Raw genomic sequence first — 23,422 nt, 5'->3', positions numbered from 1 at the left:
TCTATACCTTTAGATATATAGAAATTGCAATGTTTCAAGCTTTTTTTAAATGGTCCATATTACGTTTTTACCCCATTTTACCTTTTTCTACCGAAAGAACAAATATTTAAGGCAAATCGGTTCAAAATTAATCAAATAAAGGTCAAAGTCCGTCCGGGAACTGCCATAGATTCGTTTTTTAATTACCCCCATATAGACCTAGGCTGTGCAGATCTTTTATTTATTTAAGGCCAATTGGTTTAAACCTCTTGATAATAATAGTCCTAAAAACGCTTAAAATTAATTGATTTCATTGGTTTCTGAATTCCTTTACTTATCTACTTTAATCGGTCTAGCAGAAATGTTTCAAAATTTTCCTATCATTCGGGAATTAATTGGGGGCAAAATTGACTTATATTACTGTGGTTTATTGAGATTTATCCCTTAAGACCAGCCTTTATTTGTTTGAGTTTGCGTATGATTAAAATATTTGCTTTTACAATTTTAGTAGTATTTCCTGTTTTTTCATTTGAGATGAAACCTGCAGGTATTGTCAATTTACACCCTATAGAAAAACCTGAGGTTAAGGTAATAAGGGACAGTGTAGAAGGCCTTTGGGATAATATCCGGCAGCAAAACCCATTGCTAAAAAAGGAAGTTTTATCAATGGCTTTTAAAGGTTATTTGAAAATGATTGACGATGGATTGATCGAAGAAGGCAGTCCATTAACCATAGTTGATTTTGATCTGCCCTCATCAGAACAAAGGCTTTGGGTAATCGACGTAGACAATCAAAAATTGGAATATGCTTCCCTTGTGGCCCATGGAAGGAATTCAGGGGGATTACATGCTAAAAAGTTTTCTAACGTGCCTGAAAGCTATATGAGTAGTTTGGGATTTTACCTTACGGGTGAAACCTATTTTGGTAAGCATGGTAAATCTTTGCGCTTAGATGGAATGGAAAAAGGGATTAATGACAATGCCAGGGCAAGAGCGATTGTAATGCATGCAGCCGCTTATGCTGAAAAATCATTTATTACACGTCATGGAAGGCTGGGTAGAAGTTTAGGATGTCCGGCTTTGCCCTCTGATAATTTTGAAGCTATAATTGATTTGATCAAAAATAAAAGCTGCTTGTTTGTTCACGCAAGTGAACCTGACTATTGGAGTCAATCTGTTTTTATCAAGGAGAATGTATTTAGTTAATTTTAGCTCCCTAAATTAAAAGACTGTTTATTACTTGAGTTAAACTTAAAATTATAAAAAAGATTGTCATTCCGGGACCTGACATTTTCGAAATCACAATATTTAATAAAGCATTCCAATCAGGAGAAATCTTGAAAGCCCGGGTAAGCCGATTCAGGAAATGTCATCTGGGTTTAAATGGGTTGACTTTTTAGGCCATTGCCTCTTTAGGCCCAATAGTAAAACCGGTTTTTCGCTAGTGCTATTAGCTCCGTATTCTTGGTCTTTAGAAACACGGCATTGGTAGGTTTAGGGAGGCATTTGAGTAGTGAAAACTCTGGGAATCCCCAAGTTGAGACTGGTTCACCCTTTCCAACCTCAGCAAACCTCAAAAAGGGTTCGCAGTGGCGACGTAGCCATTGTTTAAGACAATTTAAATCGAACTGGAGTTTAGAGGTTTTTGCATCAATTTATAGAGTTCATTGTCTCTATCATAGATGTCTTTTCGAACTTGTTCTTTTTTTCTGCTATCTGTCCAAAAGGTCAAATAGAGTATAATCACAGGGATTTTTCTGGTCAGGCTAACGGATCGCTCTTCATCGCCCACTAATGCTTCTTTTATTAGATCATCCGTCCATTTTTTTTGGTCTGAAAGTAATAATTTGGCTAGTTCTATAGGCTTTTCAATACGAATACAGCCCGAACTTAATGCCCTGTCTTCTTGGGAAAAGAGTGACCTTGAAGGGGTGTCATGTATGTAGACATTGTGTTTATTGGGGAACATGAATTTCACCCTTCCAAGCGCATTGGATGGGCCTGGGTCTTGCCTCACCATGTATTTAAAATTATCAGCATTTACCGTGCTCCAATTGATTGAAGACGGAGGGATTTCATTTCCTGAAAAATCCAGAATACGCATGTTTTTTGACTGAAGGTAATTCAGGTTGTTTTTAACAGCAGGAATTACATCATTCTTCAATATAGTTGGAGGAACGGTCCAGGTGGGACTAAAGACCAAATAGCTCATGGCCCCATTAAAAACCGGAGTTTTCCTGTAAGTTTTTCCTACAATTGCATTGGAGTGAAGCAAAGTGTCTTTCTTATTGATATAATCTAATGCGTAGTTGGCTATATTGACCAAAATAAACTCTTGTACGGTAGTGTCGGGAAGCCACCTTAGCCTTTCCATATTTACACTTACCTGCTTGATAAGTTCCTGAGGGGATTTGTTCAATGCTTCGACGGTGGCCTTGCCTAACACACCGTCCGGAAAAAGCCCATTTCTTTCCTGAAAGGTTTTTACGCCTTCATACAAAATGGAATCATAGATGTTTTCTGTTCCGGGTTGCATGGAATAAGGTTTCAGGTCTTTCCATAATTGTAACCTTTTGCGAACGGTGGGGATTCCTTCACTTTTTTGGAGTATTTCAATTGACTCGTTTATCGGTATCTTTTTCCAATTATTCCCTGAGTCACGTTTTATCAACTCCAAGTATTTTTTCATGGATTGCCTCATGCGAAGGTAAATCGAAAATTTTGGCTGCAGGCTGAATAGTTGTTTTTTTACATTGTTCTCCGTCACAGCCAAATAGAGCTTTTCCAATACCTTGGGCTCTTTTCCTTTCTGTAGGATTTCCCAAGTGCTGTGCAGGTGTTCCGGATGGACTTTCCCTCCAAAAATATGGTTGGCATATAGAATGAAGGCATCGCTAAGCAAAAAATCAACCTTGGCCAAATCTATTGGAGTCAGGGGGATTCCTGAAAAATATTTTTCGAAAAATATATTTAAGCCATCAAGGTGATAATCTTCAGGGAGCAAGCCATCAAAAGTGGCATTTTGAATAAGGTGGCGGAGTTCCAAGGCATTGCAAGTCAATTGCTCATCTTTTGACCAACCCGGTTGAAAAGCCCTTTCCGAATAAAATGATATTAGCTCTGTTCTCGAGTGTAAAGGGTATGGATCAAAGGCAATGTTAAAGTAAGTACTGTCTCCTTCAATAAGTGTTCTAATTTGGTTACTTACCGGTTGGTTTTGGGCCAAGGTATTTATACTCAAGCAAAACAATTGCCCAAAACAAAGTAAAAAGTAGAACCACTTAGCTTTCTTCATTGCAAAGAATAATTTTTATACTGATTTCCCATTGTCCAGACATTTTTAAGCATGGCGAGAAATTCATCCATTTGATCTAAAGGAACCATGTTTGGACCGTCACTTAAGGCAACTGCCGGATTGGGATGTGTTTCTATAAAAAAGCCATCCACACCTGTAGCCGCAGCTGCCCTTGCAAGGTAAGGAGCCATTTGCCTTTGTCCGCCACTGCTGCCTTTATTTGCTCCGGGCTGTTGTACACTGTGGGTGACATCAAAAACTACCGGGGCAAATTGGCGCATGATAGGCAAAGCTCTCATGTCTACTACAAGGTTATGGTATCCCAGTGAGAAACCTCTCTCAGTGAGGGCCACATTGTCGTTACCTGTAGCACGGATTTTATCTACCGCATATCGCATGTCTTCAGGAGCCATAAATTGGCCACGTTTAATTTTAATGGCTTTTCCGGTTTTGCCGGCAGCAATTAGTAGATCTGTTTGCCTACAAAGAAATGCAGGGATTTGCAATACATCAACCACTGAAGCTACTGCATCTACTTGGTAACTTTCATGGATGTCAGTGACCAAAGGAACAGCAAGGGTTTTGCCCACCATTTCCAGAACTTGTAATGATTTTTCAAAACCAATGCCTCGGAATGAATCTGTAGAGGTCCTATTGGCTTTGTCAAAAGAAGCCTTAAATACATAACCAAAGCCATGTTTTTCAGATAGGGCTTTTATTTTAGTGCCTATTTCCAGACATATTTCCGGACTTTCAACTGCGCAGGGGCCGGAAAATAAAACAGGTTGATTTCCACCTAGTTTTAAATCTTCATTGATTTTCATCTTATGCTGGCTAATTTTCATCTTTAAGCTTTTTGTTTGCTCAATTAATTATTATCGGTTGTGTACGGGTATGAAGGTAGATTCCTATTGGCATAAAGTATTAAATCTGCCAATTCCCTAAACGATCCCTCCCCACCTTTCTTTATAGTGACATAATCCACCTTGTCCTTGATATAGAAGATGGCGTCAGCCGGAGCAGCAGAGAAACCTACATTTGTTAACACTTCTAGGTCAATTATATCATCTCCTATATAGGCAACTTGACTGGCTTTTAAATCCATCTTTGCAATAATGGATTGTAATGTAGGCCATTTGTCATTTACACCATGAAGGTGGAAATCTACTCCCATTTGTTCACATCGGAATTTTGATACAGGTACATCTCTACCGGTAATGACTCCTGTTTTTATGCTGGATTCGCGGAGGAAACGGATGATTTGCCCATCCTTAACCTGAAACCTTTTGTATTCCTTTCCATTGTCATCTAATACTATGCCTCCGTCCGTTAACACACCATCAAGGTCAGTTACGATTAGTTGAATATCTTTAGCCTTAGAAAGGACTTCTTTATAATTTGGGTTAAAGTGATTCATTGCCTATTTTTTTTCCATTGTATTGAGTACAGGTCTAGCCTTCGTTGTTCAAGATTTCGTACGCTTCCTGTTTTTCGTAATTTGGTTAACAAAGCAAGGTCTACATCTGCCACAATAGTAGTTTCTGTGTTCAGGGAGGCCTCACCAATGATTGCGTCGTGCGGGAAAGAAAAATCAGAGGGTGAATATATGGCTGCTTGAGAATGTTGAATGTCCATATTTTCTACCCGAGGGAGATTTCCTACGGAACCCGTAATGGCCACATAGCATTCATTTTCGATGGCCCTGGCCTTTGCACAGGTGCTTACCCTTAAGTAGGCATTCTTTGTATCTGTCCAAAATGGAACAAAAAGTATGTCCATCTCCTTTTCTGCCAAGATTCGTCCTAACTCTGGGAATTCTACATCATAACAAATGAGTATTCCCACCTTCCCGGCATCTGTGTCAAAAACGCTAATGCCATTTCCTCCTTGAAGTCCCCAATAGGATTGCTCGTCAGGAGTGATATGGAGCTTGTATTGCTTGTCCATCGTGCCATCCCTTCTGCACAAATAACTCACATTTCGGAGTTTCTTTCCGTCGTATTCGGGCATGCTTCCTGCAATGATATTCACATTGTAGGACAAGGCTAGATCTCGCATTCGGTTAATGATTTCTTCGGTGTAGTCCGCCAAGTTTCGTATGGCTTCAGAAGCGTCCATCTTATTAAATCCTGCCAATAGCGGGGCATTAAAAAACTCCGGAAATAAACAAAAGTCAGATTGGTAATCAGAAACGGTGTCAACAAAAAACTCTACTTGCTGCATTAGATCGTCAACATCATTAAACCGCCTCATTTTCCACTGTACAAGCCCCAGCCTGACAATGGTTTTTTTATTTCCAATTAACTTTTCTTCTTTTTCATAATAAATATTGATCCACTCAAGAAGGGTGGCATAAGCTTTAGAGTCTGTGTCTTCGGGCAGGTATTTAGTGATTACTTTCCGTACATGAAATTCATTGGCAAGCTGGAAGGAAAGTACAGGGTCAAATATTTCTTTGTTCTTTACCAACTCTATGTATTTACGTGGAGACATTTGATCAGCAAATTTACTGAACCCTGGGATTCTTCCACCTGCAATTATTGACCTTAGGTTTAGGTTTTCACACAGCTCTTTGCGGGCATCATAAAGCCTTCTTCCCAAACGTAGCCCTCTGTACTCTTTGTCTACAAAAATATCGGTACCATAAAGGGTGTCTCCCATTTCATCATGGGTATCAAATTTTCCATGTCCTATGATCTGCTCATAAGAATGATTGTCACCATATTTGGCATAGTCTACAATGATACTAAATGCCACAGCTACAACTTTCCCATTGTCTTCCAGGCAGATTTGCCCCTCAGGAAAAGCATTTAGCTGGTTTTTAAATTCTTCCTTGGTCCAAGACATGGCTTCCGTCTTGTACGTGGAAAGCATTATTTCTCTGATGTCATTAAAATCAGAATGCTTGATGTTTCTGAGTTTAAGTCTATGTTCGAGTTCTTCGTTTTGTCTACTCATGGCATTAAATTAGCAACAAATGTACCTAAAATGTGGACTTTTAAATGAATGGAATAGAAAATATAATGGTTAAAATTATTATCTTATCACCTGTTTAACTATTTGCTTGCATGTGTGTTAGTTAAAGGGGGCAAGGGGTTTCTGAAATTCTATATACTTTAATTTAAGGTCTAAAGCAAAATCAAAGAGCAACTAAAAGAGCAACTATATGAATGAATGGATACAAAATATTGGCAATGGAGATTTTGCCGACTTATTAGATAAGCTAAACGAATTTCTGGATATCAAGTTACTGATGCTCGGGAAAACAGAGTTAACCATAGGTTTGTTTTTAGGGCTTACCATATCCATTGTGTTGGTATTTATTGTCTCCGAATTGGCAAGAAGGTTTCTTGCCAATAAGGTTTTAGCCAGGTATAAAATTGAAGTAGGTATGCGTCAATCTATTGCAACCTTTTTTAAGTACCTACTGATTATAATTGGATTAATTACTATTTTACAAAATAGTAATGTAGACCTGAGCGCATTGGGTATTTTGGCCGGAGCTATCGGTGTGGGAATTGGCTTTGGTCTTCAGAATATTACCAATAATTTTATTAGCGGTTTGATCATTCTATTAGAAAGGCCCATAAAAGTTGGTGACCGAATAGAGGTGGATGAGGTCTATGGGGATGTGGAGAGAATATCTGCCAGATCTACCACAATTCTCACCAATGACAATATTTCCATCATTGTTCCAAATAGTCAATTTATAGACAATTCAGTTATCAATTGGTCGCACAATGATAGCAATATTCGGTTCAATATACCTGTTGGCGTTTCCTATAAGGAAGAGCCGGAAAAGATAAGACGTATTTTGTTAGAAGTGGTGAAAGAGTTTCCTGGAGTTCTTACAAAGCCAGAGCCTGATGTACTCTTTGATAAATACAATGACAGTAGTATTGATTTTAACCTAAGGGTGTGGACCACTGAATATACCAACAAACCCAATGTCTTGAAAAGTCAACTTTACTATGCTATTTTTCAAAAGTTTGCGGAAGAGAATGTGGAAATCCCTTTCCCTCAAAGAGACTTACATATACGTTCAGGTCTGGATAAAATTGCAATAAAGTAATTTTTTTATTGGGGCATTGTATATTATCTTTAGGGCGTTTATAGCCAGTGGATTAATGGCTAGGGAATTGGTTTAGGAAAGATGAGCAAGAAGATATTTTTTATAACATTTTTTTTAACGTGCATTTTATTACAAACATTTGGCCAAGGTTTTAATAAATATAGGCGCGAGGAATTATGGTCATTTTCCGTTCAGGGTGGCCCTTCCCAATACTTTGGTGACCTGTATGCATTATGGCAATACAAAGAAGGAGTTCAACCAGATTATTACGCAGGGTTTAGTACAAGGTATACCTTTGGGACCAATTTGAAGGCCAGAGGGGATGTTGGGTATTACAAAATTTCTGGACAAGATGATCACGCCGATCCTAATAGTGGGAGAATTCCCAGGAATTTAAATTTCCGTAGTGAAAATTGGGAGGCCGCATTATTGATAGAGTACTATTGGAAGCCAGTGAAAAAATTTAATATCAACAGGGCCTTCTTTAATCCATATGTCTTTTTAGGTTTGGGCGCTTCCACAATTGACCCTCATACCAATTACAACAATAACTGGGTAGCACTGCGTCCATTAAGGACTGAAAATGAGCTTTATAATAACGTTGTTGTGATCATGCCTATGGGGCTAGGAATAAAATATAAAGTAAATTTATATTTGGATGTATTCGTTGAAGGTAACTATAGGTTTACTTTTTCTGATTATTTAGATGATGTCAGTGCTTTTAATGTTTCAGGTTTTTATGATGAGTTGATAGAAGACTATATTTCCGGAGTGAATCCTGATAGACTTCGGCTATCAGTTAGGGAAGAAAGATTTTTACTCCCTAATGGAGAGCCAAATATAGAATTAATCAGAAGTACGAGAGGTAGCGCAAGGAGAGGGAGTGGTGACCCAAGACTAAATGAACCCGGTGCGCGTTATGACGGATACTTCACCTTAAGTGCCGGTGCTGAAATTAACTTTTCATATGGGTTTTGGAGAAACTGGATTCTCCAAGGAAGGAGCCGAACGTTTAGAAATTGGTAGTTTACGCTCGAGATTATTTTTTAATTAAAAAGTGATTTACATATAGTTATCCATATTCGAAATGAATAGGGATATTTTTTATACTTTTGGAATTGAATTGACCAATAATTTTACAATTACTGAAAATGTCTGATTATAATTTTCGCGCCATTGAGAAAAAATGGCAGGACCGTTGGGAGCAAACGGGGATTTTCAATGCTAGTCCGGAAGCAAATAAACCCAAATTTTATTCTTTGGATATGTTCCCATACCCTTCTGGAGCAGGACTTCATGTAGGTCATCCATTAGGATATATTGCCTCTGATATTGTGACACGTTACAAAAGATTAAAAGGATTCAATGTATTGCACCCTATGGGCTATGATTCCTTTGGGCTTCCTGCAGAGCAGTATGCGATTCAAACGGGTCAACATCCTGCCATAACGACAGAGGAAAATATAAAAAGATATACCGAACAACTTAAAAATATTGGCTTTGCCTTCGACTGGAGTAAGGAAGTTAGAACCTCTGATCCTGAGTATTATCGATGGACACAGTGGATCTTTATGCAGCTTTTTGAAAGTTATTATGACATGGAAGCTGATAAGGCCATGCCAATATCTCACCTTGTTTCCGTATTTGAAAAAGAAGGAAATAAAGGGGTAAAAGCGGCTTGTGATGAAGATACAGAGGTATTTGGTGCTGAGGAATGGGCGGAATATTCAGCCGAAGAAAAGCAAAGGGTATTGTTAAGGTATAGGCTTACCTATTTGGCTGAGACCACTGTCAACTGGTGTGCCGCATTGGGCACAGTCCTTTCTAACGATGAGGTCAAGGATGGTTTTTCTGAAAGGGGGGGGCATCCCGTCGAAAGAAAACGCATGATGCAATGGAGTATGCGGATTACCGCCTATGCTGAACGATTGCTTAATGGTTTGGAAAATTTAGATTGGCCTGATCCGGTTAAAGAAATGCAAAGGAACTGGATAGGCAGGTCTTTGGGGGCAGAAATGGTATTTGATGTAGAAGGTCAAAATGAAAAAATTAAGGTCTTTACCACAAGGATTGATACCATATATGGAGTGACTTACCTGGCATTGGCTCCTGAGCATGAACTGGTAGGAAAATTAATTACTGAAGATCAGAAAGAAAACGCACTTAGTTATGTGGCCCAGGCAAAAAACAGGTCTGAGAGGGATAGAATGGCTGATGTGAAGACCATTTCTGGTGCTTTTACCGGTAGTTATGCGAAAAATCCTTTTAATGGGGAAAGTATTCCGATTTGGATTGCAGATTATGTGTTGGCCGGTTATGGAACAGGAGCAGTTATGGCGGTGCCTTCCCATGATGAGCGGGATTATAATTTCGCCAACCATTTTGGATTGGAAAAAAGACAAGTGATAGAAGGAGATATGTCAGAGGGTTCCTTTCCCGGAAAGGGCGGTACCATCATGAATTCCGGCTTCATAAGTGGTTTAAAAATGCAAGATGCAATGGACAAAGCCATTGCCTTTCTTGAAGAAAAAGGAATAGGAAAGGGGAAGATACAATATAAAATGAGGGATGCTATTTTTACACGCCAACGCTACTGGGGTGAGCCACTTCCTGTTTACTTCAAAAATGATTTACCCTATTTGGTAGAAGAAAGTGATTTGCCATTGCCTCTTCCTGAAGTGGATAAATATTTACCAACAGAAGATGGAGCCCCGCCACTTGGTAGAGCCAAAGACTGGAACTACAAGACTGCGGAAGGAACTTTTCCATTAGAAATGAGTACCATGCCGGGATGGGCAGGTTCTAGTTGGTATTTTTTCCGTTATATGGATGCTCAAAATAAGGAGGAGTTTGTAAGCAAAGCTGCTGCAGATTATTGGGGCTCAGTGGACTTGTACATTGGAGGAGCTGAACATGCAACAGGACATTTGTTGTACTCAAGATTTTGGACAAAGTTTTTGTATGACAGAGGTTTTGTTCCTATAAAGGAGCCTTTCCAAAAAATGATCAACCAAGGGATGATTCAAGGTAGGTCAAATTTTGTTTACCGTAAAAAAGGCACCAATACTTTTGTGAGCTATGGCTTAATTGGTGATCATGAGGTAAGCCCCATGCATGTGGATGTTAATATTGTTTACAATGATCAACTAGATATAGAGGCATTTCGCAATTGGAGACCTGACTTAAAGGATGCTGAATTTATTTTGGAAGATGGTAAATACAATTGTGGGGCTGAGGTGGAGAAAATGTCAAAATCCAAATACAATGTAGTCAACCCTGATGATGTCATTGAAAGTTATGGGGCAGATACTTTGAGGTTGTATGAAATGTTCTTGGGACCATTGGAGCAATTCAAGCCTTGGAACACCAATGGGATTGATGGAGTCTATAAATTCTTGAAAAAACTGTGGAGATTGTTTCATGATCAAAATGGAAAATGGAATGTCTCAGACAAGCCTGCCTCTAAAGATGCATTAAAATCTTTACACAAAACCATGAAGAAAGTGGAGGAGGACATTGAAAGACATGCTTTCAATACTTCCGTTTCTTCTTTTATGATTTGTGTCAACGAACTGTCCTCATTGAAGTGTAACAATAGAGAGGTATTGGAGCCATTATTGATAGTATTGTCTCCTTATGCACCGCATATTTCAGAAGAATTGTGGGAGCTGTTAGGCCATGAGGAATCCATTGTCCATGCTCAATTCCCAGTAGCTGAGGAGAAGTACCTTACTGAGGATAGTCATCAATATCCTGTATCTATTAACGGTAAAATGAGAGCTAAAATTGAGCTTTCCTTGAGCCTTTCAAAACAGGAAATTGAAGAAGCCGCTTTGAAAGATGAGCAAATTCAAAAATGGACCAAAGGACAGCAGCCTAAAAAAGTCATTGTTGTTCCAGGAAAAATTGTAAATATTGTGTTGTAAGAGTAAGAATAGACCCATTTTATTTTCAAATGGGTCTATTTTTGTTTTATTTCCCTTTTATTATAGTCGTCAATGTTTTTTTTCTGAGCTGCTTTTTATATATTATAAAGGAAAGATTGAAAGCCAGGCATTATACTTTTGAACTATTGGGAATTTTTACATAGTTAATAAGGTAGCAAATAAGGGGACGACCATGCTGCTGGGATACATGATTGTCGAATCTTGAAATGGAAATAAAAGGGGATTCCTAGAATCAAAAGTGATTAAGTATGAATTTCCCCAATCTATTTGGTAAATTTGAGACATGAATATAGGGGATAAAGTAAGGTTGTTGCATGGGAAAGAGGAAGGTATAATTACCAAACTTTCTTCCGGTGGCCAGGTTGAAATTGAAATTGAGGATGGATTTAGAATCCCTGCCCTCAAATCAGAGGTAGTGGTTATCAATGAGGCTGAAGAGACTTATTTTGATACCAAACCAAAAAAATCATCCGGGTTTCAATCTACGCTTCCCAAAAGTGATCCTGCTCTTACCGAAGAAGGAATGTTTATAGCTTATGTTCCTTACAATGATCAGGTTTATGACATGATGCTTATCAATAACCTCACAAAGGATTGTCTATATTCTTTTGACGAACATCAGCAGAACAACACGAAAAATATGGGTGCAGGTGTAGTGAAAGGAAAGTCCTTTACCAAATTAGGAGAAAAAATGCTTCCTGATTTCGAGCAGTGGCCTCCATTCAGTGTAATGATGGTTTTTTTAAATAAGCGATTTGATAAACAACAACCTGTACAAGTAAGAAATATAAAATTAATAGCTTCTTCATTTTTTAAAAATAAAGGGAAAGCGCCATTAATAAATAAAGAAGCCTATTTTTTTAGGTTAGACAATACTGTCAAAACATTGAATATTAATCAATTGAATAAGGAGTTTAATCCCAGTCCTGAAGATGTTTACCCCGCGGCAAAAGTTAAAAGGCCTCCTGCTTCTATTGATTTACATATAGATAAATTGACAAAAGACCATGACCTGATGAGTAACAGTGAAATGTTACAACTGCAGATGAAAACATTTGAATCAAATCTCAATGATGCCATTGCTTCAGGAATGGACGAGATTGTTTTTATTCATGGCATTGGGAATGGGGTTTTAAGGAAAAATATACACAAGTATTTAAGTCAACTACAAGGGATTAAATACTTTAAAGACAGTCAAAAGACTAATTTTGGATATGGAGCCACAACAGTAAAAATAAATGAATAGCGATGGAAGCATCTACCTTACCCTTGGTTTTACATGTTTTTGACAAGCACTACGATGCCGGGAAGGTATTGTTTGAAGAACTTTCAAAAAAAATGAGATCAAAGAAAGCAACAGAGCTGGAGACTCATTTGGATTTTTTTAGTGTATATATACAGTTGTTGGAAAGGGTTCATTTCAATAAGAAAAAAAAGATTGGCAAAATTTTTTCTCCCTTTAAACCTTTGCAGAAAGACCTACGCAAAGTCAAACATATACGCTTGATCCAGGAGGGATTTGTTGGCCATATGAAAGAAAAAGGCGAGTACCCTGACTACGAGAAACTCATTTCTTCCGATAAAGATAGGGTTTATACGGAGGTTTACGAGCTGATTCTTTCTATCCCTTTACATCAATGGGAAACCCTCTACCGAGATATTTATAAGTTTTCACAAGGGATGTCAATCTTGAATATTAATACTGCTATCAATCAGATAATTAATGAAGAGATTGACTTTTTTCATTTTGGGACAAAGACAAGACTAGATGCACAAACAATCAGCGAAATTTATAAAGGTTTGAAAAAAGTTACTGTCCTGGAAAAAATCAGGTTATCTATAGGGTTGAATGCTGTTTTTACTCATGTCGTTCACAAAGAAATCGACATCCTTTCTAAGAAAATGGATGATTGGTATAAAAATCAACTTTTTCTCCAGCATTTGGGCAACCATTTGGGCAAGAAGGAAGATGTAAGTAAAAAATACCAACCGGTACTTACCCTCTTACAAAAGAGCCATAAAGAATCAACCAATGCTATAGATGCCAGATGTCAGCAGTTATTTACAAACATGCTTCATTAAAGTTTTTCCATTGCCTGTGCAAGGTCATTCTTTAAGTCTTCAGCATCTTCTATACCTACACTTAACCTGATCAAAGAATCGGATAAGCCTACTTTTTCCCTTTCAGATTTTGGAATACTAGCATGAGTCATTGTGGCAGGGTGTCCACAAAGTGATTCCACTCCACCTAAAGATTCTGCCAGAACGAATATTCTAAAATTCTCTAAAATCTTTATGGCATCCTCAATATTGTTGCCCTTCAAGGTGAAAGATAGCATGCCTCCAAAATCTTTCATTTGAGCTTTTGCGATGGCATGGTTTGGGTGGTCTTCAAATCCGGGCCAAAAAACTTTTTCAACTTTAGGGTGATTTTTCAAATAGGCAGCGATGGTTTTTCCATTTTGGCAATGTCTTTCCATTCTTAGGTGAAGGGTTTTGATACCTCTCAAGACTAAAAAGCAATCTTGTGGTCCGGGTACTGCTCCACAGGAATTTTGAATAAAAGCCAGCTCCTCTGCAAGTTTCTTGTCCTTTACAACTATGGCTCCCATGACTACATCTGAATGACCGGCAAGGTATTTAGTAACAGAATGCATGACAAGGTCTGCACCTAGATCTATTGGGCTTTGCAAAAAAGGAGTCGCAAAGGTATTGTCAACTCCCAATAGAAGATGGTTGTTTTTCGCAATTTTTGCTAATGCCTTGATGTCAATAATGTTCATCATGGGGTTAGTCGGAGTTTCAGCCCATATCATTTTGGTATTCTCATTGATAAGGGGAAGAATTTCCTCAGGTTTTTCCATGTTGACAAAGTGAAACTTTATTCCATATTTGGAAAATACTTTGGTGAAAATTCTATAAGTGCCACCATAAAGATCATTGGTACTTATAACCTCGTCACCCGGCTTCAATAGTTTAAGAATGCAATCTATTGCTGCCATTCCGGAGGAAAAGCATAAACCATGCTGCCCATTTTCCAGTGCAGCCAAATTTTGTTCCAACGCTTGTCTAGTTGGATTTTGTGTTCTGGAATATTCAAAACCTTTGTGGTCTCCCGGTGATTTTTGAACATAAGTAGAAGTTTGAAAAATTGGAGTCATAATGGCTCCTGTACCGATGTCCGGTTTAATCCCTGCATGTATGGCTTTTGTGGCAAATTTCATAAGGTTGATTTATATAGATTTTATCGACTAAACAAGACAATTTTTTAATTAAGCTTTGGTCCGGTTAAATTTTAGTCAGAATTATTTCTAGTTTTGTTCAAAGATGAATAAAAAACCGCCTATTTTCAAGCATTTCAGGAATATCTATAACCAAAGCCCCTGGGTTCTTGTAGCCATTCTATGGGTAAGCATCCTTCCCTCAATAGGTGCCTTACTAATTGGAAACTGGATTTATAGGCATTGGTCTGAAATAAATTTATCCCCAATAATTGAGCCAGAAATTGCTTTGATTTATTCCATTTCAGGCACTGTTTTAATGGGGTTGGCCTTGGTTCCTACCACTTTTTTTGCAGTCATTTCCGGTTATATCTTTGGTTGGCATGCTTTTCCCTATTTGGTTTTGGCTTATACGCTTGCTAGTGCAGTAGGTTATGGTCTAGGCAGAGTATTAGATAAAGACAGCCTTGATTTGCTCTTGGATCCTTACCCAAAAGCAAAAAAGCTTATATCGGAGAAAAAAGGACAAATGGGCAGTTTAATATTTTTTGTCAGAATAAGCCCCGTCATCCCTTTTGCCATTTCAAATTTGGTGTTTGCCTTGTTGAGAACAGGGATGAAGAGGGTATTGTGGTTTGGGCTTTTGGGTATGTTGCCCAGAACCTTGCTGGCTTTTTCGTCTGGGGCTTTGGCCGGGAGTATTCAAGAAGCCCTTACTTCCAAATCCTCAATTTGGCAATATGTGCTTATTGCAGCATTATTGATCCTAAGCGTAGCAGGGATTTATGCTTTTTTTACCAAGTCCGTTTCTAAGAAATAGGATTAAAAATCAATTCTTTTTACCGTGAAACCTTGGCTTTTTAATAGCTGGATTAATCCTTTTGGTCCTGCCAAATGACCGGCGCCAACAGCAAAAAATGCCTGACCGTTTTTCATTATACGTTTCATGGGTTTCAGCCAATTTTGGTTTCTTTCATAGAGAAATACATCTTGGTAATCTTTGTATTCAGGACTTTCGGCGACCATCTGCAATAGGTCAACGATTTTTTCTTCTTTATAGGCATTGATAAGTTCCCGGAACTCATCCTGACCTTTTTCAATATCTTTGATATAAGCGTAAAAGCTTTCGTACTGCTTGCTTAAGGGAATATGGTCAAAAAGGGACATTTGGTCTTCAACAGTTTCCAAGCCAAGCACTTCTTTGTTACCTGTATTTGCCAATGACATCAATTCCATCTCTAAGGACATGGTTTCACATTCTAAGAGGTTATTGTATAAAAGCGACATCAAAACCATTGGGCGCATTTCTTTTAGCATGTCCATGTCCATTCCTGTCCTTTCTTTAATAAACGTATGAACGGTATGATACGCTTCTTCAGAAAGGAAATCAGAAATTTTTTGCCCCTCTTTATTGTAAAGATTCTGCTGCATGGCCACTTGAAGTTGAGGGTCATCCATATCAATTTCAAGTACTAGATAGTCAGCCCTCTTTAACTTATCGGCTATCTTGTCGTTGATTACAAAATCTTCCTGGCAAATTAGGTGAATCGTCCCGAAAAGGTAAGAGGGTGTTGAGGAATCAGGGCCGATTATTTCCCAAAAAACCCCTTCTTCCTCTTGGCCAAAAGCTGAAATTGACCCCAGAAAAAATAGACAGGTGAAAAAATATTTTTTTAACATTGTTCAAAAGGTTTTATCCGCTAAATGTATTGTCTAAGCGGCGATCAGCTGATTTTATATTTTCGAACTCTAAAAACTGCTCCCAAAACGGTTCTTCCGGTAATGCTGCTCTTAAGAACAATTTTTCTTTTTTGATGGGGTGGATAAATACCAAATGAAATGCATGAAGGTTGATACTTGCATCAGGGTTTGGCTTTGAGAATCCATATTTTATGTCACCCCTTATCGGACAATTCATGGTTGATAGCTGCACGCGCAATTGATGAGGTCTTCCCGTAATAGGGCGAAGCTCCAATAGCCAGTGGTCATTTAGCTTGCCCAAGCTCTTATAAGTTAATTCAGATCTTTTGGAATTGGGAGCCTCTTTGTCATAGGCGGTGGAGGTGTTTTTGTCTGAATCTTTTACCAGCCAATGCGTTAATTTTCCTGATTCCTCTTTAGGTCTTCTCTTTACTACTGCCCAATATACCTTGTGGACTTCTCTTTTTCTGAACAAAGCAGTCATCCTTTCTAAAGCTTTGGAGGTTCTGGCAAACACCACAATCCCACTTACTGGCCTATCTAGCCTGTGAACGGGGTGGAGGAACACTGCCCCGGGCTTGTTGTATTTATTGGCGATATAGGTTTTGCAAAGGTCAGTAAGTGTCTTGTCTCCCGTTTTGTCTCCTTGTACCAATATACCTGCAGCCTTGTTAACGACTAGCAAATGATTGTCCTCATATATAACGTTAAATGGCTTTTTCATGTATGATCAGGTTTAATGAATTTATAATTCTGATGTGTAGTGAAATTCTATTTCAGGAAAATTGTCCTTAACCATTTGGAGCCAAGCCTTGCTTTCTGCCATGAATACAAGCTTACCATCTTTGTCTTTGGCAATATGCCTTTGCTTGGAACGGATAAATTCATCCAATTTCTTTTTGTCAGTACTTGTGATCCAGCAAGCCTTGTACAAGTTCATTGGAACAAAATCAGCGGTGGCATTGTATTCGTTTTTCAATCTAAATTTTATTACTTCAAATTGAAGCTGACCTACTGTACCAACCACCTTTCTTGAACCTATTTCAAAAGTAAAAAGCTGCGCGACCCCTTCTTCCATTAATTGTTGCAAGCCTTTTTCAAGTTGCTTGGTCTTCATGGCATCCTTGTTAACCACTTCTCGGAAAATCTCCGGAGAGAAGCTTGGGATACCTTTGAAAGTGAGGTCTTCCCCGTCAGTAATGCTGTCTCCAATTTTTAGATTTCCTGTATCATAAAGACCTACAATATCTCCAGGAAATGCCTCCTCAATTATTTCTTTATCCTGCGCCATAAAGGAGGTGACATTGGAAAAACGCAATGGCTTGGTACCTCTTACATGATTGTAGGGCTTGTTTCGTGTAAATTTCCCAGAACATATCCGTAAGAATGCGATACGGTTTCGGTGCTTTGGATCCATATTGGCGTGGATTTTAAATATGAATCCACTGAATTGATCCTCTGTAGGAGCAACCTCTCTCTGCTCTGTTTGGCGACTTTTTGGACCGGGGGCTATTTTAATAAAAGTGTCCAGCATTTCTTTGATCCCAAAGTTATTGACAGCAGATCCAAAAAATACCGGTGCAACGCTTCCTTCAAGGTACTCTTTGGGATCAAATTCCGGATACACTCCATCAATTAATTCTACATCTTCCCTCAGTTGGTCTGCTAAGCTCGTGCCTATTCGGTTATCCAATACTTCTGAGCTTAAGTCTTCAATGATAACCCTGTCATCACTTAATTTCCGCTGACTAGGTGTAAATAGGTTCAACTGCTTGTCATACAAGTTGTATACCCCCTTAAAGGATTTACCCATAGAGATGGGCCAGGATAGTGGTCTTACCTGGATGTTTAATTTGGTTTCTACTTCATCTAGCAGGTCATAGGGATCTCGTCCTTCCCTATCCAACTTATTAATAAAACAGATAACGGGAGTTTTCCTCATTCGGCAAACTTCCATTAATTTCTCGGTTTGAATTTCCACCCCCTTTACACAGTCAATAACCATAATGACAGAGTCAACTGCCGTCAGTGTACGGTAGGTGTCTTCAGCAAAATCTTGGTGCCCGGGGGTGTCAAGAAGGTTTATTTTTTGTCCCTTGTATTCAAACCCCATAACGGAAGTGGCTACAGAGATTCCTCTCTGTTTTTCAATTTCCATCCAATCGGACTTGGTTGCAGTGTCAATTTTATTTGACTTTACAGCTCCCGCAGTTTTAATGGCACCACCAAAAAGTAGCATTTTTTCTGTTAAGGTGGTCTTTCCTGCATCTGGGTGAGCTATTATTCCAAAAGTCTTTCTCTTCGCTATCTCTTCAGTTAGGGTCATGGTGCTTAGGTGTTTTCAGCCTGCAAAGGTAGGTAAATCAGTTGACAATGTCAGGATTTATCCTGATGGGAGTCGGGATTGTTTAGCAAAATTTGATTTTTGCTTGTTTGGGTATTTTGACTTAATTTTGAAATTGCATTGGTAAATAATGAATTCAATTGAACTTTTCTTCCATAGGTTTTTCAAATTTATTTGGAATGCCATCTTCGTCCTAACGTATCCCGTACTCGCCACTTTCGGGCTGCTATTCATTGGCATAACTTATTTCTTTTCTTGGCTATCTTCACTATTGACGAAATTTGGTGGTTCCACCACCAAAATACAGAATAAATCTGAGTGGGTTTACATGACAGAGGAGTCAAATTTAATTGAAGGAAAACTTCATAAACAAATAATTTTCGGTCCGGAGTGTTATCACCTCAGAAGAAATGATGGAATACCTTCTGTTATTGAAGACTTTGTCTTTGGGAAACGAATCATCATTATGGAAGAGGGTTGGCTGCTTGAAAAATGGAACTCTACCGAATTGGCCAATATTCCGGATTTCGATATATGTCTCTACAAACCTGAGGATGATAAGTTAATTAGTTTAGCGAAAATTAAGTGCTTTGATTGGCATATTGCTTCAAAGGACGAGGAAAGTATCTTACTTAAATGGTTTGACGGTACCCAGGGAGGAGAAGTAAAAGTGGTTTTGGCTGATGGATAATCTAAAGTACTTTTTGGATGAAAAAGTTTTCCTTTTTAATCAACCTTCCTTTATTGAAGACGACCCTATCTCCATTCCCCATCGCTTTTCAAGGTTACAAGATATTGAGATTTCAGGATTTTTTGCAGCCATTCTCGCCTGGGGACAGCGCAAAACCATCATCAATAAGAGTTTAGAATTGATGGACTTAATGGGCAATAGCCCTTATGATTTTGTTTTAAACCACTCAGATAAGGAGCTTAAACAATTGATGAAATTTAAGCATCGAACTTTTAATGATATAGATACCCTTTATTTTATAGATTTTTTTTCTAGGTATTATAGAGAAAATGAGAGTTTAGAGCAGGCCTTCACCATTGGGCATAGTGAAGATGTGGATGCCATGGAAGTACTCCTTAGTAATTTTCATGATTTGTTTTTTCAATCAGAACAAGCCCCTAGGCGAACGAGAAAACACATTGCCAGTCCGAAGAAAAAGTCTGCTTGCAAGCGGATCAATATGTTTTTGAGATGGATGGTGAGAAAAGATGGAAAGGGAGTTGATTTTGGATTATGGAATAAAATCTCCCCGGCCCAATTGGTTTGTCCTTGTGACCTGCATGTAGACAGAATAGGACGTTCGCTTGGTCTTATCCAACGAAAACAAACAGACTGGCAAACAGCCATGGAGTTGACCAGGAATTTAAGGCTTATGGATGCCGTAGATCCAGTTAAATATGATTTTGCTCTATTTGGTTTAGGGGTCTTGGAAAAGGAACAGAAGATGCACTTGAAATAGTCTAAACGAGGCGTTAATTCCTCCATAAAAGCCAATCCCCCAAATCAAATGATTTGAGGGATTGGTATTAGGTAAACTTTATAAATTATTGCATTTTCCTTCTTAAGGTTGCCAAGTGTCAGGCCCTTTTCTCCAGTCAGCCAATGTATTCATGTCGGCTTCAGAAACATAACCTTGCTTTAGAGCTTGGGGAAGCAAAGAACTGTAATCGCTTAGGCAGTATAGTTTAACACCTTCTTTTTCGAAATTTTTATCGGATATTTCAAAGCCATAGGTGAAAATGGCAACCATCCCCAAGACTTCAAATCCTGCTGCTCGAAGGTCATTTACGGCTTTGAGAGAACTTCCACCGGTGGACACAAGGTCTTCTACCACCACCACTTTTTGTCCGGGGGTGATTTTCCCTTCAATCATATTTTCCATCCCATGGCCTTTGGCTTTAGAGCGTACATAGACAAAGGGTACATCAAGCTTGTCAGCAATAAGCACACCTTGAGGGATGCCTGCTGTGGCTACTCCTGCAATGGCTTCAATGTTTAAAAAATGCGTACGTACTACACTAGTTAATTTTTCTTGAATAAATTTTCTTACCTCAGGGAATGAAAGTGAAAGTCTGTTGTCACAATAGATAGGTGATTTCCATCCAGATGCCCAAGTAAACGGATCCTTAGGCGATAGTTTGATGGCTTTTATTTCAAGTAGCTTTTTTGCGATTTGAGAAGCGGTGCTTTGATCATAAATTTCCATGCGATAAATTTAACCATTTAATATTTACTCAGGGTTGTGCACGCTGGAAAAAAATTGCAATTTTAGAAAAATTAGATCTGTTTATGAAAATATTCATCAACGATAAGCCATTAGACTTAGTTAGTTCAAAGAAGTTTTTACCAAAAAAATCCTTTGAATGTGTTTACGATAATCCAAATGAATTACCTCCGTCAGCAGAATTTCATGATGATGTGTTGATAAAAAATCCCTCGAAGGATGTAATCGTCCAACTGCTTTATTTATTGCGTTCCAGAAAGCTTAAAAACCTGGATAGTATCACTTTGGTTACTGCCGAGAAAGCAATGCTTAAAAAATTTATTAAAAGTAGGTTTTTGATAATTAAAGCAGCAGGAGGAGTAGTTACAAAGGAAGACAAGATATTGTTCATCCATAGACTTGGCAAATGGGATCTCCCTAAAGGTAAGTTTGAAAAGAAGGAAACGCCGGAAGGATGTGCTGTAAGGGAAGTTGAGGAAGAGTGCAATATTAAAGTGAAACTCAACAAGCCAATTTGCATTACTTGGCATACCTATACTCAGAATAAGAAAAGTATTTTGAAAAAAACGTATTGGTACAAAATGAAAAGTATCGATGATTCAATGATGAAACCTCAGGTGGAAGAAGGGATCGATGATATTAAATGGCTGCAACATCATGAAGCAAAAACTGCATTGATTAATTCTTACCCTTCTATGCGTTATTTGTACAAGAGATTTTTAAAATTGACTCCTAAAATTGCTCAAACCTTATAAGGAAGGAATTTGTTGACATTGCCACCGTATTTATGTACTTCCCTGATGATGGTAGAACTGATGGCTGCATATTTTGGAGTAGTGATTAGAAAAACGGTTTCCAGCGATTCATTGAGATACCTGTTCATTTGACTGATGGTATTCTCATATTCAAAATCAGTAGTGTTTCTCAACCCACGAAGCAAATACTTGGCATCATGTTTTTTTGCCAATGAGGAAGTTAATTCATCATAAACAATAATTTTAACGGCAGGAATGTTCTTGTAGGTTTGCTTGATTTTTTCCACCATAAAATCAATGTCAAAATACCTGTTTTTTTTGCTGGTATTGTGACCAATACTAATAATTACCTCATCGAAGATGTTTAATCCTCTCATGACAATGTCATGATGACCATTTGTATAAGGGTCAAAAGAGCCTGGAAACAGTGCTGTCTTTTTCATGAAATAATTTTTTGTTGCCAGAAAGCCTCTAGAAGATGGGTGTTTAAAAAGGATTCTGCTCCCGGGAGATAGGAAACGTTTTGCTCGGGTGGTGTTAAGTGTATGTTTTTAAAATATAAATCCATGGCTTCCTTACTGGTGTGAAGCCATTCAGGATTGCCAAAAAGACGAATCTTGCAATGCGTTCTGTCAAAGGCCATCTGCTGGATAAATGTAAAGATATACCGTAGAAATGTGGCTTCGTCCGGAATAATAAACCTATTGAATAGTGATAATTTTCCTTCTGTAAAAGCTGCCAAATACATACAGTCAGGTGATGCGTGTATGAATAACTCCTGGCTTTGGAAATCCTGATTTTGACTCAAGAAATAATCTAAAACATGAGATGCCCCATGTGTAATTTCCAATTCAGGTAATTTTTTGTCTAGTTGATCCAATAATTGCTTGTCTGCAGTGCCTAGCACTTGGATGCTATTGTTGGCAATGCCTGTATAAGTGATATTGTCTTTTTCCTTATTTATTTCGGTTGCAAAGCTCAAGTATTGGGAGCATTGAGAAGCATTAAACAATGGGGTGGGAACGAGGGTGAATCTTTGGTGATGGAGGTAAAGCTTGCCTTCAGAGTTGGGGGCATTGAAAATCTCTTCTGTTTCTATGATCTGATTTACCGTTTCCTTTTCCTGAAAGGAATAGATAAAAGAAGCCGTGATTTTTTGACTCTCCTCCGTATGGGCTATAACGGCCAGAAGTTTCTCATATAAGAAAAGCGATAAATAGGATATGTCTTGCATATCATATTTATCGCTAATGAATTTACTTTGAATATGGGATCCTACCTTATCCAAATTTATTCCCAGTTTCCTGAAGTCGAAGAATCGGTTCTTGAACCAACTCTAAGTGCTTTCTCATTGTTGTTCCTTCTTCTTTCAGGATTGCGAGGTGCAGGGTCTCTGATTTCAAACACAGCAATTTCTCTATTGCTACGCTCAATCTTGTCTGCAAAGAACTCAAAAGTTTTACCTCCTGAACCAGGAACTACATTTAATAAGTCAAGTTCAAAATCAGGGTATTTATTCTTGTTGAATAATGAATCCTGAACATTTACAGCTCCCAATGTATCCAAGGTTACTGTAGTTTCTTCTTTACCATAGTCTAACAACTTGGTGGTTTCAGTCCGCTGAACAAGGTAAATATTACCTTCTTGGATGAATTTTTTAAGATCCGGCCAGTTGGAAGCATACTCATTATTTGCTGCCTGATAAGCGATTTGGGCATCTCTTAGCATTTCCAGTTTCTCAATTATTCTTTCTTCAGTCCTCTGGAGAATTTTTTCCTCTTCCACAACTTCATCTACACCCAGATAAAGCTTGTACCCGAGACCTAAGGCTCCCAATAGAAAAACAATCGATAAGATTTTACTCAATGTCATTT

General features: G+C 38.3%; 22 protein-coding genes. 10 read left to right on the top strand and 12 right to left on the bottom strand.

Annotated elements, in window-relative coordinates; genetic code table 11:
• The first annotated feature begins 456 nt into the window (after positions 1–456).
• A complete protein-coding gene (locus ACYVHJ_RS07095) occupies positions 457–1,185 on the top strand; it encodes a murein L,D-transpeptidase catalytic domain family protein (RefSeq protein ID WP_460513555.1) in 729 nt (242 codons plus the stop codon).
• A gap of 412 nt (positions 1,186–1,597) precedes the next feature.
• Here ACYVHJ_RS07095 and ACYVHJ_RS07090 read toward each other — a convergent pair whose 3' ends face one another.
• From ACYVHJ_RS07090 to ACYVHJ_RS07075, 4 genes are read right to left on the bottom strand one after another with little or no spacing between them, the layout of a single operon-like run.
• Complete coding sequence (locus tag ACYVHJ_RS07090) at positions 1,598–3,274, bottom strand: L,D-transpeptidase family protein (RefSeq protein WP_460513553.1); 1,677 nt, start codon at positions 3,272–3,274, stop codon at positions 1,598–1,600.
• Positions 3,271–4,119, bottom strand: coding sequence for a 3-deoxy-8-phosphooctulonate synthase (kdsA, locus tag ACYVHJ_RS07085; protein ID WP_460513551.1), 849 nt, complete (start codon positions 4,117–4,119; stop codon positions 3,271–3,273). Before kdsA ends, ACYVHJ_RS07090 begins: the two co-directional genes overlap by 4 nt.
• A 23-nt stretch (positions 4,120–4,142) precedes the next feature.
• Positions 4,143–4,691 (bottom strand): KdsC family phosphatase, encoded by a 549-nt coding sequence (locus ACYVHJ_RS07080; RefSeq protein WP_460513549.1) that lies wholly within the window; start codon positions 4,689–4,691, stop codon positions 4,143–4,145.
• A complete protein-coding gene (locus ACYVHJ_RS07075; protein WP_460513546.1) occupies positions 4,688–6,232 on the bottom strand; it encodes a GNAT family N-acetyltransferase in 1,545 nt (514 codons plus the stop codon). The genes ACYVHJ_RS07080 and ACYVHJ_RS07075 overlap by 4 nt, the downstream gene beginning before the upstream one ends.
• Before the next feature lie 208 nt (positions 6,233–6,440).
• On the opposite strand from ACYVHJ_RS07075, the gene ACYVHJ_RS07070 reads away from it, so the two are divergent.
• The 5 genes from ACYVHJ_RS07070 to ACYVHJ_RS07050 all read left to right on the top strand — a co-directional run bounded on the left by ACYVHJ_RS07070 (position 6,441) and on the right by ACYVHJ_RS07050 (position 13,375).
• Complete coding sequence (locus tag ACYVHJ_RS07070; protein ID WP_339903036.1) at positions 6,441–7,346, top strand: mechanosensitive ion channel family protein; 906 nt, start codon at positions 6,441–6,443, stop codon at positions 7,344–7,346.
• A gap of 81 nt (positions 7,347–7,427) precedes the next feature.
• Entirely contained in the window at positions 7,428–8,372 is a 945-nt protein-coding gene (locus ACYVHJ_RS07065; RefSeq protein WP_460513544.1) for a DUF6089 family protein, read from the top strand.
• A 125-nt stretch (positions 8,373–8,497) separates the two neighbouring features.
• On the top strand, positions 8,498–11,272 hold the full coding sequence (leuS, locus tag ACYVHJ_RS07060) for a leucine--tRNA ligase (protein WP_339903038.1): 2,775 nt from the start codon (positions 8,498–8,500) through the stop codon (positions 11,270–11,272).
• A gap of 304 nt (positions 11,273–11,576) precedes the next feature.
• The gene (locus ACYVHJ_RS07055) at positions 11,577–12,539 is read left to right on the top strand and encodes a Smr/MutS family protein (protein WP_460513541.1); all 963 of its coding nucleotides are present in this window, start codon (positions 11,577–11,579) and stop codon (positions 12,537–12,539) included.
• Between the two features lie 2 nt (positions 12,540–12,541).
• Positions 12,542–13,375, top strand: coding sequence for a hypothetical protein (locus ACYVHJ_RS07050; RefSeq protein WP_339903040.1), 834 nt, complete (start codon positions 12,542–12,544; stop codon positions 13,373–13,375).
• Here ACYVHJ_RS07050 and ACYVHJ_RS07045 read toward each other — a convergent pair.
• Positions 13,372–14,517, bottom strand: a complete 1,146-nt coding sequence (locus ACYVHJ_RS07045; protein WP_339903041.1) for a cystathionine gamma-synthase — start codon at positions 14,515–14,517, stop codon at positions 13,372–13,374. The two genes, ACYVHJ_RS07050 and ACYVHJ_RS07045, sit on opposite strands and share 4 nt — an antisense overlap.
• Before the next feature lie 103 nt (positions 14,518–14,620).
• Here ACYVHJ_RS07045 and ACYVHJ_RS07040 point away from each other — a divergent pair, with 103 nt between their 5' ends.
• On the top strand, positions 14,621–15,334 hold the full coding sequence (locus tag ACYVHJ_RS07040; protein WP_339903042.1) for a TVP38/TMEM64 family protein: 714 nt from the start codon (positions 14,621–14,623) through the stop codon (positions 15,332–15,334).
• A 2-nt stretch (positions 15,335–15,336) separates the two neighbouring features.
• Here ACYVHJ_RS07040 and ACYVHJ_RS07035 read toward each other — a convergent pair whose 3' ends face one another.
• The 3 genes from ACYVHJ_RS07035 to ACYVHJ_RS07025 are packed head-to-tail and all read right to left on the bottom strand — an operon-like array spanning position 15,337 to position 18,541.
• Positions 15,337–16,194, bottom strand: coding sequence for a TraB/GumN family protein (locus ACYVHJ_RS07035; RefSeq protein WP_460513538.1), 858 nt, complete (start codon positions 16,192–16,194; stop codon positions 15,337–15,339).
• Between the two features lie 13 nt (positions 16,195–16,207).
• Positions 16,208–16,939, bottom strand: coding sequence for an RluA family pseudouridine synthase (locus ACYVHJ_RS07030; protein ID WP_460513536.1), 732 nt, complete (start codon positions 16,937–16,939; stop codon positions 16,208–16,210).
• 21 nt (positions 16,940–16,960) lie between these two features.
• Complete coding sequence (locus ACYVHJ_RS07025) at positions 16,961–18,541, bottom strand: peptide chain release factor 3 (protein WP_460513534.1); 1,581 nt, start codon at positions 18,539–18,541, stop codon at positions 16,961–16,963.
• 148 nt (positions 18,542–18,689) lie between these two features.
• Between ACYVHJ_RS07025 and ACYVHJ_RS07020 the strand changes: the two genes are divergently transcribed.
• Both ACYVHJ_RS07020 and ACYVHJ_RS07015 read left to right on the top strand, forming a co-directional pair.
• Complete coding sequence (locus tag ACYVHJ_RS07020) at positions 18,690–19,250, top strand: hypothetical protein (RefSeq protein ID WP_339901127.1); 561 nt, start codon at positions 18,690–18,692, stop codon at positions 19,248–19,250.
• Entirely contained in the window at positions 19,243–20,028 is a 786-nt protein-coding gene (locus tag ACYVHJ_RS07015) for a DUF2400 domain-containing protein (RefSeq protein WP_460513531.1), read from the top strand. The genes ACYVHJ_RS07020 and ACYVHJ_RS07015 overlap by 8 nt, the downstream gene beginning before the upstream one ends.
• A gap of 102 nt (positions 20,029–20,130) precedes the next feature.
• Here the strand turns inward: ACYVHJ_RS07015 and pyrE are convergent, their stop codons facing one another.
• Entirely contained in the window at positions 20,131–20,775 is a 645-nt protein-coding gene (pyrE, locus tag ACYVHJ_RS07010; RefSeq protein WP_339901129.1) for an orotate phosphoribosyltransferase, read from the bottom strand.
• Between the two features lie 83 nt (positions 20,776–20,858).
• Between pyrE and ACYVHJ_RS07005 the strand changes: the two genes are divergently transcribed.
• Entirely contained in the window at positions 20,859–21,548 is a 690-nt protein-coding gene (locus ACYVHJ_RS07005; RefSeq protein ID WP_460513529.1) for an NUDIX hydrolase, read from the top strand.
• Here the strand turns inward: ACYVHJ_RS07005 and coaD are convergent.
• From coaD to ACYVHJ_RS06990, 3 genes are read right to left on the bottom strand one after another with little or no spacing between them, the layout of a single operon-like run.
• Positions 21,536–21,991, bottom strand: coding sequence for a pantetheine-phosphate adenylyltransferase (coaD, locus tag ACYVHJ_RS07000; protein ID WP_339901131.1), 456 nt, complete (start codon positions 21,989–21,991; stop codon positions 21,536–21,538). The genes ACYVHJ_RS07005 and coaD overlap by 13 nt on opposite strands.
• Complete coding sequence (locus ACYVHJ_RS06995; protein ID WP_460513526.1) at positions 21,988–22,836, bottom strand: DUF3822 family protein; 849 nt, start codon at positions 22,834–22,836, stop codon at positions 21,988–21,990. Before ACYVHJ_RS06995 ends, coaD begins: the two co-directional genes overlap by 4 nt.
• Before the next feature lie 2 nt (positions 22,837–22,838).
• Positions 22,839–23,420 carry a hypothetical protein gene (locus tag ACYVHJ_RS06990; RefSeq protein ID WP_339901133.1) on the bottom strand — a complete coding sequence of 194 codons (582 nt, stop codon included), beginning with the start codon at positions 23,418–23,420 and terminating at the stop codon, positions 22,839–22,841.
• Positions 23,421–23,422: the final 2 nt, after the last annotated feature.

The organism is Cyclobacterium sediminis, assembly GCF_054781075.1.
Note: the sequence above shows the minus strand (reverse complement) of the source record. Positions and strands in the feature narration are given on the sequence as shown.

Bases quoted from the DNA above. Each gene is read 5' to 3' on its own strand.
- ACYVHJ_RS07095 (WP_460513555.1), top strand. From the start codon at position 457: ATGATTAAAATATTTGCTTTTACAATTTTAGTAGTATTTCCTGTTTTT.
- ACYVHJ_RS07090 (WP_460513553.1), bottom strand. From the start codon at position 3,274: ATGAAGAAAGCTAAGTGGTTCTACTTTTTACTTTGTTTTGGGCAATTG.
- kdsA (WP_460513551.1), bottom strand. From the start codon at position 4,119: ATGAAAATTAGCCAGCATAAGATGAAAATCAATGAAGATTTAAAACTA.
- ACYVHJ_RS07080 (WP_460513549.1), bottom strand. From the start codon at position 4,691: ATGAATCACTTTAACCCAAATTATAAAGAAGTCCTTTCTAAGGCTAAA.
- ACYVHJ_RS07075 (WP_460513546.1), bottom strand. From the start codon at position 6,232: ATGAGTAGACAAAACGAAGAACTCGAACATAGACTTAAACTCAGAAAC.
- ACYVHJ_RS07070 (WP_339903036.1), top strand. From the start codon at position 6,441: ATGAATGAATGGATACAAAATATTGGCAATGGAGATTTTGCCGACTTA.
- ACYVHJ_RS07065 (WP_460513544.1), top strand. From the start codon at position 7,428: ATGAGCAAGAAGATATTTTTTATAACATTTTTTTTAACGTGCATTTTA.
- leuS (WP_339903038.1), top strand. From the start codon at position 8,498: ATGTCTGATTATAATTTTCGCGCCATTGAGAAAAAATGGCAGGACCGT.
- ACYVHJ_RS07055 (WP_460513541.1), top strand. From the start codon at position 11,577: ATGAATATAGGGGATAAAGTAAGGTTGTTGCATGGGAAAGAGGAAGGT.
- ACYVHJ_RS07050 (WP_339903040.1), top strand. From the start codon at position 12,542: ATGGAAGCATCTACCTTACCCTTGGTTTTACATGTTTTTGACAAGCAC.
- ACYVHJ_RS07045 (WP_339903041.1), bottom strand. From the start codon at position 14,517: ATGAAATTTGCCACAAAAGCCATACATGCAGGGATTAAACCGGACATC.
- ACYVHJ_RS07040 (WP_339903042.1), top strand. From the start codon at position 14,621: ATGAATAAAAAACCGCCTATTTTCAAGCATTTCAGGAATATCTATAAC.
- ACYVHJ_RS07035 (WP_460513538.1), bottom strand. From the start codon at position 16,194: ATGTTAAAAAAATATTTTTTCACCTGTCTATTTTTTCTGGGGTCAATT.
- ACYVHJ_RS07030 (WP_460513536.1), bottom strand. From the start codon at position 16,939: ATGAAAAAGCCATTTAACGTTATATATGAGGACAATCATTTGCTAGTC.
- ACYVHJ_RS07025 (WP_460513534.1), bottom strand. From the start codon at position 18,541: ATGACCCTAACTGAAGAGATAGCGAAGAGAAAGACTTTTGGAATAATA.
- ACYVHJ_RS07020 (WP_339901127.1), top strand. From the start codon at position 18,690: ATGAATTCAATTGAACTTTTCTTCCATAGGTTTTTCAAATTTATTTGG.
- ACYVHJ_RS07015 (WP_460513531.1), top strand. From the start codon at position 19,243: ATGGATAATCTAAAGTACTTTTTGGATGAAAAAGTTTTCCTTTTTAAT.
- pyrE (WP_339901129.1), bottom strand. From the start codon at position 20,775: ATGGAAATTTATGATCAAAGCACCGCTTCTCAAATCGCAAAAAAGCTA.
- ACYVHJ_RS07005 (WP_460513529.1), top strand. From the start codon at position 20,859: ATGAAAATATTCATCAACGATAAGCCATTAGACTTAGTTAGTTCAAAG.
- coaD (WP_339901131.1), bottom strand. From the start codon at position 21,991: ATGAAAAAGACAGCACTGTTTCCAGGCTCTTTTGACCCTTATACAAAT.
- ACYVHJ_RS06990 (WP_339901133.1), bottom strand. From the start codon at position 23,420: ATGACATTGAGTAAAATCTTATCGATTGTTTTTCTATTGGGAGCCTTA.